This window comes from Gulosibacter sediminis (genome assembly GCF_014904065.1).
Lineage (GTDB): Bacteria > Actinomycetota > Actinomycetes > Actinomycetales > Microbacteriaceae > Gulosibacter > Gulosibacter sediminis.
Map to the genome: position 1 here is coordinate 11,180 of NZ_JACXJG010000007.1, position 13,653 is coordinate 24,832.

Below are 13,653 nucleotides of genomic sequence, written 5' to 3' on the forward strand. Positions count from 1 at the left end.
CGTGCGGCATGTGCTTCAGGCGGTCCACGATACCGAGCTGCGAGGCGAGGCGCTCGAGCGCGGCGGTGTCGACGTGGCCACCAGCGAGCCGCACCGGCAGCTCGATGTTCTCACGCGCCGAGAGGGTCGGCACGAGGTTGAACGACTGGAACACGNGCCGGTCGCGGCGCAGCTTCGTGAGCTTCGCATCTGGCATGCCGACGATCGATTGGCCGTCGATCGCGACGTCGCCGCTCGTGGGGGAGTCGAGCCCCGCGAGCAGGTGCATCATCGTCGACTTGCCAGAGCCCGAGGGGCCCATAATCGCGGTGAACTCACCGCGGGCGAACGCGGCGTCGACACCCGCAACGGCGTGTACCTGCGCATCCGCTTGTCCGTACGTCTTCGTGAGGCCGCGGCAAACGACGGCCGGTTGCGTGGTCATGGGAGCTCCTTCAGAGCGGTGAATTTGCTGACAACTCGAACGTAGAAGCCGCGGGGTGCGGCTCACATGGTGCGCAAGTCTCGTCCGGTTGGACGACCCCCAACCAACGGATGTATACCCGAGGAGGAGGGCCCTTACTCCTAGGCTTGGGGGCATGCTCGACACCTTTATCGCCACCCGTGAGCGGCCGATGCGCGTGCTGCTCACGGACTCGGTCGGTGCGGTTGTGGCGGGCGTCCTGTTTCTGCTCTTCGGCAGCTGGGGCATGTCGGTGCCGACGGTGCTCTACTACCCGGTCATTGCCCTGCTCTGCGTGCGCCGCTCGGCCCCGCTCGTGTTCCTCTGGGGCACGACGGTGCTCAGCGGCATTCAGTACTTCTCGGCTGCCTACTACTTCGACGTCATCGTCTACGGCGTGACGCTCATTGGGGTCTTCGGCATGGCCGCGTTCGGCGCGAGAAAGCTGCGCTGGACCTGCGCCGTGCCGCCCGTGCTCGCCATCGCGGTCGTCGCGCTACAGACCTTGACGCCGTGGATGACGTCGCTGCCCTTCAGCATGCAGCCGGAATCCGTCACCAACTTCCGCGAACGCCTGCAGGCGTTCNCTGCTCGCCGTCGTGATCGCCATCGCGTTCATCGCGGCGTGGGCCCTGGGAATGCTCCGCCGCCAGCAGCTCGTCGAAGTCGTGCGGGCGCAGGAGCGCGCCGAATTGATGGAGCGGGATGCACACCGCATGGCGGAGCTAGCCGTGTCGGATGAGCGCAGCCGCATCTCGCGCGAAATGCACGACATCATCGCCCACTCGCTCGCCTCGATCGTGACCCTGGCGGAGGGGGGCCGCCTGGCCTCGCGTGAGAAGCCGGAGCTCGCGACCGAGCTGTTCGGCAAGATCAGCGACACCGGCCGCGGCGCCCTTGGCGACGTCAAACTGCTGCTGCGCAACGTCGACGCGACCCAGGACGACGCCCCGGCGCGCGGCGTCGCGAACATCCGCGACCTCGTCGAGGCGGTGCGCGTCGGTGATGCTCCCGAATCCGGCATCACCTACCGTGAGTACGGCACCCCGGTCGAGCTGCCCGCCGGCATGCAACTCGCGCTCTACCGCGTCGCGCAAGAGGCAGTCACGAACATGCTCAAGCACGCGCCCGGCTGCTGCGGCGAGATCGAACTGCGCTGGGGCGACCGCGAGGTGCTGCTGCGCGCCGTGAACTCGTGCACCGACGGTGCCGACGCCCCGTCGAGCGACCGACGCGGCATCGCCGGCATGCGCGAGCGCGTCGAGCTCTTCGACGGCGTGCTGCGCGTCACCACCAGCGACGCGAGCTTCGAGGTGCTCGCGAGCATCCCCATCCCCGCCATTGCATCGAAGGGCCAAGCATGACCATCCGAGTTCTCATCGTTGACGACCAGTCGCTCGTGCGCGAGGGGCTCGCGCTCATCGCGGGGTCCGTCGACGACATCGAGGTGGTCGGCAAAGCCGAGAACGGCCGCGACGGCGTCAACCTCGGCCTCAAGCTGCGGCCCGACGTCGTGCTGATGGACGTGCGCATGCCGGTCATGGACGGCATCGAGGCGACCGCGCGACTGCTGCAACACTCGGGCGAGCGCTCCGAGCTCCGCGTGCTCGCGCTGACGACGTACGACTCCGAAGATTTCGCGGTGCGGATGCTCGCCGCCGGCGCCTCGGGCTTCCTCCTCAAGGACGCACCGGGGGAGGACCTGATCCGCGCGATTCGGACAGTGGCCGCCGGTAATGCGATTATTGATCCGAGCATGACGCGCACGCTGCTGCACCGACTCACCACCGAGCGGCCGCAGCAGACCGCGGCGGCCGACCGGGATGCCCTGGTCGCCCACCTGACGGACCGCGAGCGCGATGTGCTCGCGCAACTCGTGCAAGGCGTCTCGAATGCGCAAATCGCGAAGGAATTGTTCCTTGCGGAGGTCACCGTAAAGACCCACGTTGGTCGGATTCTCGACAAACTTGGGTTGCCAGATCGCGTGCACGTTGTGATTTGGGCCTACGAAAGCGGTTATATAGACAGGTAGTGCACGTGAGAAGGAAGCAGCAATGACGCAGAAATCGGTCACCGACCTCGAGGTCGTCGGCGTCGAAGAGTGGGGTCACATCATGACCCAGCTGCTGTTACCGATGGCCGTCACGGCGCCCGACCCCGAGAAGTATCGGGCGCGCATCCGCGCCGCGGTCGTCGGCGGCATTCGCTTCTTCACGATCACGTCGACCCCGCACTCCTCTGGCCGATCGTCGCGCCTGTTCGCTGAGGGTGGCGACCCCTTCTATGCCGTCGTCAATCAGATCGAGGGCCAGTCGCGCCTGCGACAGCTCGGCCGCGACTCGGTGCTCGNAAGCGGGCGACTTTGCGATTTATGACACTGCGCTGCCATATGACCGCGACTTCGCCGATGGCACGTACATGGTGATCATGGTGCCGCAGCAGCTGCTCACGCTGCCGCCGCGCGCGTTCATCGAGATCGCCGGCATGAAGGTGCCCGCCGATGAGGGCATCGGCCGCGTCGCCGGCCCGATGCTCGCGGGCGTCGCGAAAGACATGTCGGTGCTGCTGGGCCACGGCGGCCTCGCGCTCGCCCACACCGTTGTCGACCTCATCGCGGCGGCCGTCGCCGAGCGCCTCGGCATTGAAGCGCCGACCCGCGCGAACGCGCAGCTCGCACAGCTCATGGAGGTACGCGACTACATCATGGCGCACCTGTCCGACCACGACCTCACGCCGCAGACGATCGCCGACGCGCACTTCATCTCGGTGCGCACGCTGCACTCGCTGTTCAAGGAGCAGGGCACCTCGGTGTCGACCTGGATTCGCGAGCGCCGCCTCGAGATGGCGCGCCGCGACCTCGTTGACCCGGCACTGACCGACGCGATTCGCGCTGTGGGCGAGCGCTGGGGCTTTGCCGACGCGACCCACTTTTCGAATGCGTTTAAGCTGGCATACGGTGTCTCACCGCGGCAATACCGCAAGACGGCACTCGACGAATTGCGGCGCAGCAGCATCGACAGGGAGTAGTGCGTGACGGGAGTACTTGAAGGCTTCAGCGTCATTGCCCTCATTATTCTCGTCGGATTCATCATGCAGCGCGTCGGTCTACTCGGTGACCGCGGCCGCGAAATGCTCAACAAGCTCGCGTTCAACGTCGCGACACCGGCCCTGCTGTTCGGCCTCATGTTCAGCGTCGACCTCAACGTGCTCTTCAGCGGCCAGTTTCTCGTCACCGCGATCGGCATGGTCGTCATGGCCGCGGTGTTCGTCGTCATCGCGATCATCTTCCGCTGGGGTATCGGCAACTCGGCGGTCGGCGCCCTCGCCTCGAGCTTCGTGAACTCGGGCAACCTCGGCATTCCGATCGCCGTCTACGTGCTCGGTGACGGCACGCTCGTCGCGCCCGTCATGCTCGTGCAGCAGCTCATCCTCGCGCCGGTCATGCTCTCGGTGCTCGACATCGCGGGCCGCGACCCGCAGGCGCCGAAGCTGCGCTGGTGGCAGATGCTCTATCGCCCGTTCACGAACCCCGTCGTCATCGGCGCGCTCTCGGGCCTGCTGCTCAACATCTTCTCGGTGCCCGTGCCGAACTTCCTGCTCGACCCGATCGAGCTCGTCGGCGGCATCAGCGTGCCCGCCGTGCTCATGGCGTTCGGCATGTCGCTTCACGACAACGCGATGCCGATGCGCGGCAAGAACCGCTGACAGGTGCTCACCGCGACGGTGCTCAAATCGTTCGTGCACCCGGTGCTCGCGTGGCTCCTCGGCAAGTTTGTCTTCGGTCTCGACGACGCGATGGTCCTCGTCGTCGTCGTGACCGCCGCGCTGCCGGCCGCCCAGAACATCTACAACTACGCTGCGAACTACCACGTCGGCGAGTCGCTCGCGCGCGAGAGCATCCTGCTCACGACCATCCTGTCGGTGCCGGTGATTCTCGTCGTCACGCTGCTGCTGCACCCGTAGCGCGCGCCGCGCTCACGGCGAGAGGGCGGGCGGATGCGCTGGCCGGCCCGGCTCGCGGTGGCCCGGCTGCGCAGCCCTACCGGCCGCCAGCCGTCGCGTACGATTAGCCCGACTGGTCAATCGCGCCAGCGGCCACACGAAAGGGAGGCTCATGTCGGAAACCGACAAGATGCTCGAAGCAAACCGCGTCTATGGTGAGGGCTACCCGGGGCCGCGCGAACTTCGACCCAAGCGCAAGGTCGCCGTCGTCGCCTGCATGGACTCCCGCCTCCAGATCTTCCCGATGCTCGGCCTCGACCTCGGTGAGGCGCACATCATTCGTAACGCGGGCGGCGTGATCACCGACGACATGATCCGCTCAATCACGATCTCGCAGCGCATGCTCGGCACCGAAGAAGTCGTGCTCATTCACCACACGAACTGCGGTCTATCGACCTTCAGCGAGGACGAATTCGACGAATTGCTCATGCGTGAGACCGGCGCGCGGGCGCACTGGAAGGCCGAGTCGTTCAAGGACGTCGATGCCTCGGTGCGCGAGTCGATTCGGCGCATCATGCAGTCGCCGTTCATTCAGCATAAGAACGTGCGCGGCTTTGTCGCCGACGTCGACACCGGCCTGCTCCGTGAGGTCGAGGCTGGCTAGTGTTCGCAGCGCGGGTCGTCGACAGCCTCATCGGCGAGGTCGGGGTCGAGGCAACGGATGCGGGCATCTGCCGCGTCTGGCTACCCGGCTCGGCACCGCTCGGCTTCGGCCCGCACGTCGGCTCTGAGATCGCAGAGGCCCACCTCGAGCGCGGCGTCGCCCAGCTCGGGGAGTTTTTCGCTGGCGAGCGGGAGCGCTTCGAGGTCACCCTCGATTGGTCGCAGGCCTCCGACGGCTTCGGCGGCGAGGTGCAACGCGCGCTCGTCGACATTCCCTACGGCGAGACGTACAGCTACGGCGAGCTCGCCGACCGGCTCGGCCGCCCGCGCGCGGCCCGGGCGGTCGGCACCGCCTGCTCACATAACCCGCTGCCGCTGTTCGGCGGCTGCCACCGGGTGATCCGCTCGAACGGCGATGTCGGGCTCTACGGCGGCGGTGAGCATATGAAGCGCGCGCTCCTCGACCTCGAGGTGCGTGACTGAGGCGTGGCGAAACCCTGGCGGCAACGGCTGCGCTGGGCGCGGCTGAAGACGATTTCGGTCGTGGTCGACAGCGCGTTTTGGACGCTCCACCAGCTCGATGGGCTGCTCGGCATGGCCCCGCTGCTGACGTCGGCGGGCGTGCGCACCCGGTATTCGCCGCGGTCACGCGGCTGGCGTGACGGCGGCCCGGCCGTCGTCGTGCTCGCGGGTCTGTCGACGCCGTGGCGATACATGCGGCCGGTGCTCGACGCGCTGTCCGACCGCGGCTATCGCGTCATCGTGTTGCCGCAGCTCGGCTGGAACCTCAAGTCGGTCGCGTCGCTCGCCGCGATCGTCGAGCGGGCGCTGCTCGCGCATCCCGAGTACGGGCGGGTGCTGTTCGTCGGCCATTCGAAGGGCGGGCTCATCGCGAAGCAGGTGCTGCTCGACGACTTCGTGGGCGAGCACACGATCGGCGCCGTCGCGATTTCGTCGCCGTTCGCGGGCGCGAAGGCGGCTCGGTACATCCACGGCTCAAACCCGATCGCGCGCGAGATGATCGGCCTGCGCGCCGGCACGCCGATGCAGCTCGCGTTGTCGATGCGCGACGAGGTGGATGCGCGCATCACCTCGATCATGCCGCTCTACGACCAGATCGTCGGCTATCCGGGCGTGCTGCCGAACGGCCGCAACCGCACGGTGCGCGCGCTCGGTCACAATCTGCTGCTCGCCGACCGCCGCGTGCACGACATCATCGACCGCGAGCTACGGGCGATTATGGAACGCGATGCTGCGCGAGCAGCGAGTACTCCTCCCACGCTCGCTTGAGGTCGCGGGCCGACTCGGCCTGTACCGACACCCCACGCTCGCCGGTGCGTCGCACGGTGCCGTGGATGAGTAGCAGGGGGGTGCCGAAGAGCACGTCGCCGCTGCGCTCCTGTGCCTCGTCGAAGAACGCGGCGTCGGCGCAGCCCGTGCCGTCGTCGACCGAGATGAACACGACCCGCTTGCCGGTGCGCATCGGCGGGGTCTGCGTCGCGACGCGCACGCCCGCGACGATGACCTCGGCGCCGCCGCGCAGGCTCGCGAGCTGCTCGGCCGGCGTCACCCCGAGCTCGTCGAGCAACGGCCGGTAGCCGTCGATCACGTGCTCCGACAGGTCGAGCGCGAGCACCTCGAGTTCGGCCTGCACGCGCTCGCGCGAGTCGAGTTCGGGCGCCCCGCTCGCCTCGACCGCCGCGTGGGAGCCGTGGAGTTGCAGCGGCAGTTCGAGCGCATCCGGGCTGGTCTCTCGCGGTTTCGCGCGCGGCGCGCGGCGCACGGCCGCGAGCAACTCGCCGCGCGTGAGCGTCTGTGACTCGAGCGAGTCGAGCGCGCCGATGAGCGCGAGCCGCTCGGCGAGTGGCCGCGAGGGGCGGGCGCGGGCGATGAAGTCGCCGAGTGACTCGTAGGGGCGCTGCTGCAGAATGCGGTCGATCTCGGGGTCGGTGATGCCGCGGATGTCGCTCAGCGCGAGTCGGATGCCGAGGTCGCCTCGCCGCGTTGCCCATCCCGGCGGCGTCGCGCGCACTCGCTCGACGACGAACTCGCGTGTCGAGGCGTTGACGTCGATGGGGAGGATCGGCACTCCCATGCGCCGCGCGTCGCCGAGCAGCAGCCGCTTCGGGTACATGCCCGGGTCGTGGGTGAGGATGCCCGCGAAGAACTCGGCAGGGTAGTGGGTCTTCAGCCACGCGCTCTGCCAGGTGGGCAGCGCGAAGGCGGCCGCGTGGGCCTTACAGAAACCGAACGAGCCGAAGCCGCGCAGCACCTCCCAGATCGCGTCGATCTGCGCATCGGTGAAGCGTCGTCGCCCGCGCTCGTCGACGTTGCGCCGGGTCTTCGTGCGGAATAGCTCCTCGATGTCCTCGCCCTGTTTCTCCATGCGCCGCCGCAGCTCGTCGGCGTCGGCGAGCGAGATGCCCATGCAGGTGTGGAGGATGCGCAACACCTGCTCGTGGTAGACGACGACCCCGTACGTTTCGCGCAGGAACGGGCGGAACGAGGGGTGCAGCCAGTTCGGCGTCGCGAAGCCGTGTTTCACCTCGAGGAACGGGGTGACCATGTTGCCCTTCATCGGGCCGGGGCGGAACAGCGAGATGTCGGCGATGAGGTCGTCGTAGACGTCGGGCTGCATCTTGCCGATGAGCTCCCGCTGCCCGGGCGACTCGATCTGGAACATGCCGAGCGTGTGCGTCGTGCGGATCTGCTCGAACGTCGCCTCGTCGTCTTTCGGGATCTCGTCGAGTACGAGCTTGCCCTGCGCCGACACGTACGGGGTGTCGGGCGCAAGGCCGCCGCGCACCGCCGCCTGCGGCCCGTGCAGCCGTTCGATCTCGCCAACCGAGTACGCGAGCGTTGACTGCATCCGCACGCCGAGCACGTCGAGCTTGAGCAGGCCGAGGTCGTCGATGTCGTCCTTGTCGAACTGGCTCATGGGCAGGCCGATGCCGCTCGGCTGCACCGGCGTTGTCGAGAGCAGGCTTGCGTTGCCGAGCAGCACGCCGCACGGATGCATCGAGAGATGTCGGGGGAGCCGGTCGAGCCGCTCGGCGAGGTCGATGAGTAGGTTGAGGTCGCGGTCGCCACGCGCCTGCGTCGCGAGCTGCGCGAGTTCGGGCTTCTGCTCGAGCACGGCCCGGAACTCGCCCGCATTGAACCGCCAGAGCGACTTCGCGATCTCGTCGACCCGGTGCTCGTCGAGGCCGAGCGCGAGGCCAGCGTCGCGGGCGGCGCCACGCGCCCGGTAGGTCGAGTGCATCGAGAGCAGCGTCACCCGGCTCGAGCCGTACTTCGCGAAGATCGCGCGGTACACCTCGTGCCGGCGGGCCGACTCGACGTCGATATCGATGTCGGGCAGCGTCGAACGCTTGTGGCCGAGGAACCTCTCGAACAGGAGGTCGTGCTCGATCGGGTTCACGTTCGACACCCGCAGCAGGTAGTTCACGAGGCTTGAGGCACCTGAGCCGCGGGCCTGGGCGCGGATGCCGCGGTCGCGGATGAGTTCGGCGACGTCGGCGACCGTGAGGAAGTAGGTGGCGAAGCCGAAGCCTTCGATCGTGCCGAGCTCGTCGCGCAGCCGAACGTCGAGCACGCGCCGAGATTCACCGACGGCGTCGGGGAACCGCTCGCTGAGCGCCGCCTCGCAGCGCCGCCGGAGCACGAGGTTCGGGTCGTCGCGGATGCCGAGCGCCTCGGGCTCGGGGGTCTTCGGTTGCCGCCAGCGCACATCTTTGTCGGGGTCGAGCATGCAGCGTTCGGCGAGCTCGCTCGTGGTCGCGAGCAGGCGGTCGCGAGCGTGGCCGCCGAGCCCGGTGCGCGCGACGATGAGTTCGGCGAGGGCGTGCATTCGCTTCGCCGGCTTGAGCCAGGCTTGCCCGTTCGGCTGCACGGGCAGCTCGTCGAGGGGGCGCAGCGCGCCGGCCGCGTCGAGCACGTCGCCGGTGAGGGCGTCGTCGGGGTCGAGATAGCGCACCTGATTGGTGAGCACGGCGGGGATGCGCAGCTCGCTCGCGAGCTCGAGCATCGCGGCCGCGTGGCCGAGGGATGCGGAGGAGCCGGGCTCGGTGAGGTGGCAGACGAGCTCGACCGCGATGGCCCCGGGCAGTTGCTGCTGCCAGCGCTGCAGCCGCGCCCGCGCGACGACGTGGTCGCCGCGCACGAGCGCGCGCCCGACGTCGGAGTTCGGGCCGAGCAACACCGTGCCCTGCACCTCGTGCTCGCCGAGGAGGAACGGCGCGAACCGCGACGCAGGCAGCTTCGGCCGCCACTCGCGCGAGGGGGGCGTACCGCGCGGCGGCTTATGCGCCGCCGAGATGAGCCGGCTCAGGCTCGCCCAGCCGGCGCCGTCGAGCCCACCGTGCGCGAGGACGGTGACGCGGGGGAGGTTGGCGTCGGCGGGTGGTGTTTTGGGGGTGGGGGTGGCTGATGCCGGGGTGTGTTCGTGCTCCTGCCCGTGGCTCTCGGCGCGCGGCTGCGGCGCGAGCGCGAGGTCGACCCCGACGATCGGCGCGATGCCGGCGGCGATGCAGGCGCGGATGTGCCGCACCGCGCCGTAGAGCCCGTCGCGGTCGGTGAGCGCTGCGGCGGGCGCACCCCAGCTCGCCGCCCGGGCAACGAGTTGCTCGGGGGTGTTGGTGCCGTGGTGATTCGAGTGCGCCGAGGCCACGTGCAGGTGCACGAAATCAGGCATCTTATGCGAACAACCGTTCGTCAAGTTCGCCGCTCCATGCCTGCTCGAGCTGCCAGCTGCCGTCGCGCTGACGGCAGAGGTCGAAGCTCGTGTCGCCGGGCTGCAGCATGCCGCGCAGTGGCACGGCGTCGACCCGCCACATCTCACGTTCGAGGGGAGTGTTTGACCCGCGGGTGGCGCGGTCTGTCGTCTGCCACCAGGCCTCGCGGGCCAGCCAGGGTTCGGGTGCGCTGATGATGCCGTAGGTGCTGCCGCGCCAAAAAAATCGCACGGGCGCACCGCTCGGCGAGAGTTCAACGTCGACGGGTTCGCCGATGAGCATGGGTCCTCCAAGGGTGAGTGTTTCAAACATCTGTTCGATTCACCGTACGAGTAGCCTACGACACGAGCTCCCGACCCGCTAGCCGATTCTGCGCCGCTCCCGCGCCCATGCGCGGCTCCCTTTTCACACCCGCCCCACCCGTCACATCCGCCCCGCTCATCCGCGCTGCGCGGCCCCGCCCATCCGCGCTGCGTGCCCCGCCCATCCGCCGCATCCGCGAAAGCTCCGACGCAGTTTTCTACGAACGATGCNACCCACAACCGCAGCCCTCGTAGAAAACCGCATCACACGCGTGGGCGGATGCGCGGGGTGGCAGCGCGGGGATCGCGGGCACGGGCACGAGTCGGGCAACACCGGATGCGCACCTAAGCGAGCCATGCGCTCGGCATAGCTCGCGCATAGCTTCACGCCGCTTACTAAGAGCGTCGCACGACAGCGGCACCCCCAAATCCGAGGGAAGGACTCACCATGATCGCGCTGCTACTTCTCACCGCGAACCTTGCTGCCATTGGCGTGCTGAGCTTCGCCCTGTTCACCCGTCGTCGGCACCGCACCGAGCTCATCCTGCCGCTGCTCAGCGTGAACGTCCTCGCCTTCGCTGCCACCACCCTCCTCACGGTCTCGTCGCTCGCCGCGGGCGCCGAGGTCATCGCCGCACTCGCGGCGACCCTCGCCGGCCTCCTCGGCTTCGTGCACCTTCAGTTCACAACGCTGAGCACCCGCGACGTGCTCTACGCCTCGGCCGCCGTCGTCATCGGCTTCGCCGCCGGACTCACCACGGTCGTGCCGTTCGCGCAGCTCGCCGCGGTGCTCGTGACCGTCGCTGCTACTGGTCTGCTCGACTGGGCCCTCGCGATCGCAACCCGCTCATCCCGCGCGAAGGCGGATGCGCAGGCTGAGGCCGAGCCCGCATCCGCAGTCGTCGTTGGTACGTCCGTCACCGCCCAGGCATTCGCCCGAGTCGCCTACGCGGCCGCAACCCCCGCACCCGCCGCCGCAAGCTTCGCAAGCGCCGCGCCCGCGTACGGAACCGCAACCCCCGCATCAGCGGGCAGGGCATTCGCAACCACAGACGCCGCAACCGCAGCGACCCCCGCAGCCGCAGCATCCTCCGTAACCCCCGCATCCGACCCGATCTTCGACGCGCCCTTCGACGACGCCGAGCCCATCACGCTGCCGCTCGACTTCATCCCCGAGCCCGACCCGGTCGTCGACTACGAGCCGGCAGCCCCGAAGCCGCGCCAGAAGAAGCCGGTCGTGCCGGTGTTCCTCCCGCCCATCACCGCGCCCGAGCAGGTTAAATAATGACCATGGCTCTAACCGGCGCACGCCCACAGCTCATCCGCCCTGACGGCACCCCCGCCAGGGCGGTGGTTGCCGATGACGAGGAATACCTCGCCGACCTGCTGCGGATGACCCTTGCCGCCGAGGGCCTCGAGGTGCGCGTCGTCGCGACCGGCCGCCAGGCGCTCGACGCGATCACTGAGTTCTCGCCCGACATCGTCGTGCTCGACATCATGATGCCCGGCCTCGACGGCATGGAGGTCATGCGTCGGGTGCGCGAGCGCGGCAACTCGGTGCCGATCCTGTTCCTCACGGCGAAGGATGCGGTCGAGGATCGGATCGCAGGCATCGGTGAGGGTGGCGACGACTACGTGACGAAGCCGTTCAGTCTCGAGGAGGTCGTCGTGCGCGTGCGCGCCCTGCTGCGCCGCAACCTCGGCGCGACCGAGGCCGAGGCCGAGTCGGTGCTGCGCCTCGCCGACCTCGAGCTCAACGAGCAGACTCACGACGTGACGCGAGCGGGCGAGCGCATCACCCTTACCGGCACCGAGTTCGAACTGCTGCGCTACCTCATGCAGAATCAACGCCGCGTGCTCTCGAAGGCGCAGCTGCTCGACGAAGTGTGGGGCTACGACTTCGGCGGCAAGACGAGCGTCGTCGAGCTCTACATCTCGTACCTGCGCAAGAAGATCGACGCGGGTCGCCCGCCGCTCATCCACACCCTGCGGGGCGTCGGCTACACGATCCGCGAAGAGGCATGACCCGCCAGCCGCGCACCCTTCGCCGGAGGCTCGTCGTGAGCATCGTCGGCATCGTCGCGCTGTTCGCGATCGCGGTCGGCGTGCTCTCGATCACGGTGCTCTATCGCAGCCTGAGTGATCGCCTCGACGACCGGCTCGACCAGCTGCTGCGCGCGCCGTTCATCACGAGCATCGACCAGTCGGGCCAGCAGCCCGAGACCGACCCGCTCGATCAGGCGGGCCAGCAGCTCGACACGATCGTCGTGCAATTGCTCAGCACGGGCTCGGGCAGCGGCACGGTGCTCAAGGCGAAGTACACCGACGGCTCGGGCGATACTGCCGATCTCACGACCGCGCAGCTGCAGCAGGTGCTGCAGGCGGTCGCCGACTCCGAGCCGGGCACGCCCGAGACCGTCGATGTCGATGACATCGGCGTCGTGCGAGTGAAGGCAGACTCGATGCCGTCCGGCGTCATCGCGGTCGTCGGGGTGCCGACGGATGAGGTGCTCGCGACGACCTGGCTGCTCGCGGCGATCTACACGCTCGTCGCGGCCGTCGCCATCGCGCTCGTCGGGGCCGGTGCGTCAGCGCTCGTGGCGCGACAGCTGCGCCCGCTCGAGCGGGTCGCCGACACCGCGGTGCGCGTCTCGCAGAAGGAACTTGCGGCTGGCGAGGTCACGATTCCCGAGCGCGTGCCGGCCGAAGACACCGACCCGGGCACCGAGGTCGGCCGCGTCGGCGCATCCCTGAACCGCCTGCTCGTCAGCGTCGAGGATGCGCTCGGCGCCCGCGAGGCGAGCGAGGCAAAGCTGCGCCAGTTCGTTGCGGATGCGAGCCACGAGCTGCGCACCCCGCTCGCCGCCGTGCGCGGCTACGCCGAGCNTGCCGCCCGCGAGCCCGAGCGTCTCAGCGAGCAGCAGCGCACGAGTCTCGACCGCATCCAGGGCTCTTCGCAGCGCATGTCGTCGCTCGTCGAGGACCTGCTGCTGCTCGCGCGACTCGATGCCGGCCAGCAGCCGACGCACGTGCGGCTCGACGCGAACGAGGTCGCCTTGGGCTGCTTCGAGGATGCCGCGGTCGCGTATCCCGACCACGAGTGGCGGCTCGACGCCGAGGCAGAGTCGCTCGAGGTGATCGGCGACCGCACGGCGCTCGCGCAGGTGCTCGGCAATCTGCTGCGCAACGCCGCGGTGCACACGGATGCGGGCACACGGGTGACGCTCGCGACGTCGTTCGCCGACGGCGCGACCGGCCCGCGCACCGACAGCGGCCGCTGGGTGCGGCTCACGGTGACCGACACTGGCGGTGGCATCGACCCCGACGTCGCCCCGCACATTTTCGAGCGCTTCGTGCGCGGGGATGCGTCGCGCACCCGCGCATCCGGCCAGGGATCGAGTGGCCTCGGCCTCGCGATTTCGCAGGCGATCGTGCAGGCGCACGGCGGCTCGCTCGAGGTCGCGACTCGGCCCGGCCACACCGTGTTCACGGTGCTGTTGCCGGCGGCGCCGGCGGCTGCGGCGCCTGCGTCTTGACGCGGTTTTCTACCATCGCTGCGGTTGTAACCGCG

The 13,653-nt window shown here is 68.9% G+C and carries 13 protein-coding genes and 1 pseudogene; 11 read left to right on the forward strand and 3 right to left on the reverse strand.

Annotated elements, in window-relative coordinates; translation table 11 throughout:
* Positions 1-424: ABC transporter ATP-binding protein (locus tag ID132_RS13570; RefSeq protein ID WP_193127909.1), on the reverse strand; the 424-nt coding region annotated here is incomplete at its 3' end.
* 749 nt (positions 425-1,173) lie between these two features.
* On the opposite strand from ID132_RS13570, the gene ID132_RS04035 reads away from it, so the two are divergent.
* The 8 genes and pseudogenes from ID132_RS04035 (at position 1,174) to ID132_RS04070 (ending at position 6,337) form a co-directional block, all read left to right on the forward strand.
* Positions 1,174-1,806, forward strand: coding sequence for a sensor histidine kinase (locus ID132_RS04035; RefSeq protein WP_193127911.1), 633 nt, complete (start codon positions 1,174-1,176; stop codon positions 1,804-1,806).
* A complete protein-coding gene (locus ID132_RS04040; RefSeq protein ID WP_125107188.1) occupies positions 1,803-2,474 on the forward strand; it encodes a response regulator in 672 nt (223 codons plus the stop codon). The genes ID132_RS04035 and ID132_RS04040 overlap by 4 nt, the downstream gene beginning before the upstream one ends.
* 82 nt (positions 2,475-2,556) lie before the next feature.
* The gene (locus ID132_RS04045; protein ID WP_459562432.1) at positions 2,557-2,817 is read left to right on the forward strand and encodes an AraC-like ligand-binding domain-containing protein; all 261 of its coding nucleotides are present in this window, start codon (positions 2,557-2,559) and stop codon (positions 2,815-2,817) included.
* A gap of 52 nt (positions 2,818-2,869) precedes the next feature.
* On the forward strand, positions 2,870-3,469 hold the full coding sequence (locus tag ID132_RS04050; protein ID WP_193127913.1) for a helix-turn-helix domain-containing protein: 600 nt from the start codon (positions 2,870-2,872) through the stop codon (positions 3,467-3,469).
* Positions 3,470-3,472: 3 nt separating this feature from the next.
* Positions 3,473-4,405: pseudogene (locus ID132_RS04055) on the forward strand (AEC family transporter).
* A gap of 151 nt (positions 4,406-4,556) precedes the next feature.
* Positions 4,557-5,048 carry a beta-class carbonic anhydrase gene (locus tag ID132_RS04060; RefSeq protein WP_125107191.1) on the forward strand — a complete coding sequence of 164 codons (492 nt, stop codon included), beginning with the start codon at positions 4,557-4,559 and terminating at the stop codon, positions 5,046-5,048.
* Positions 5,048-5,530: a methylated-DNA--[protein]-cysteine S-methyltransferase gene (locus tag ID132_RS14640; protein ID WP_125107192.1), complete on the forward strand. Its 483-nt coding sequence runs from the start codon at positions 5,048-5,050 to the stop codon at positions 5,528-5,530. Before ID132_RS04060 ends, ID132_RS14640 begins: the two co-directional genes overlap by 1 nt.
* 3 nt (positions 5,531-5,533) lie before the next feature.
* A complete protein-coding gene (locus ID132_RS04070) occupies positions 5,534-6,337 on the forward strand; it encodes an alpha/beta hydrolase (protein WP_125107193.1) in 804 nt (267 codons plus the stop codon).
* Here ID132_RS04070 and ID132_RS04075 read toward each other — a convergent pair.
* Together ID132_RS04075 and ID132_RS04080 are read right to left on the reverse strand one after the other, a co-directional pair.
* A complete protein-coding gene (locus ID132_RS04075) occupies positions 6,285-9,740 on the reverse strand; it encodes a DNA polymerase III subunit alpha (RefSeq protein ID WP_193127914.1) in 3,456 nt (1,151 codons plus the stop codon). The genes ID132_RS04070 and ID132_RS04075 overlap by 53 nt on opposite strands.
* A 1-nt stretch (position 9,741) precedes the next feature.
* On the reverse strand, positions 9,742-10,062 hold the full coding sequence (locus ID132_RS04080; RefSeq protein ID WP_125107194.1) for a DUF6504 family protein: 321 nt from the start codon (positions 10,060-10,062) through the stop codon (positions 9,742-9,744).
* A 468-nt stretch (positions 10,063-10,530) separates the two neighbouring features.
* Between ID132_RS04080 and ID132_RS04085 the strand changes: the two genes are divergently transcribed.
* The 3 genes from ID132_RS04085 to ID132_RS04095 all read left to right on the forward strand — a co-directional run bounded on the left by ID132_RS04085 (position 10,531) and on the right by ID132_RS04095 (position 13,618).
* Positions 10,531-11,367, forward strand: a complete 837-nt coding sequence (locus tag ID132_RS04085) for a DUF4956 domain-containing protein (protein WP_193127915.1) — start codon at positions 10,531-10,533, stop codon at positions 11,365-11,367.
* Between the two features lie 5 nt (positions 11,368-11,372).
* Positions 11,373-12,107 (forward strand): response regulator transcription factor, encoded by a 735-nt coding sequence (locus ID132_RS04090; protein ID WP_211198262.1) that lies wholly within the window; start codon positions 11,373-11,375, stop codon positions 12,105-12,107.
* Positions 12,108-12,544: 437 nt separating this feature from the next.
* Positions 12,545-13,618, forward strand: a complete 1,074-nt coding sequence (locus ID132_RS04095) for a sensor histidine kinase (protein ID WP_459562433.1) — start codon at positions 12,545-12,547, stop codon at positions 13,616-13,618.
* Positions 13,619-13,653: the final 35 nt, after the last annotated feature.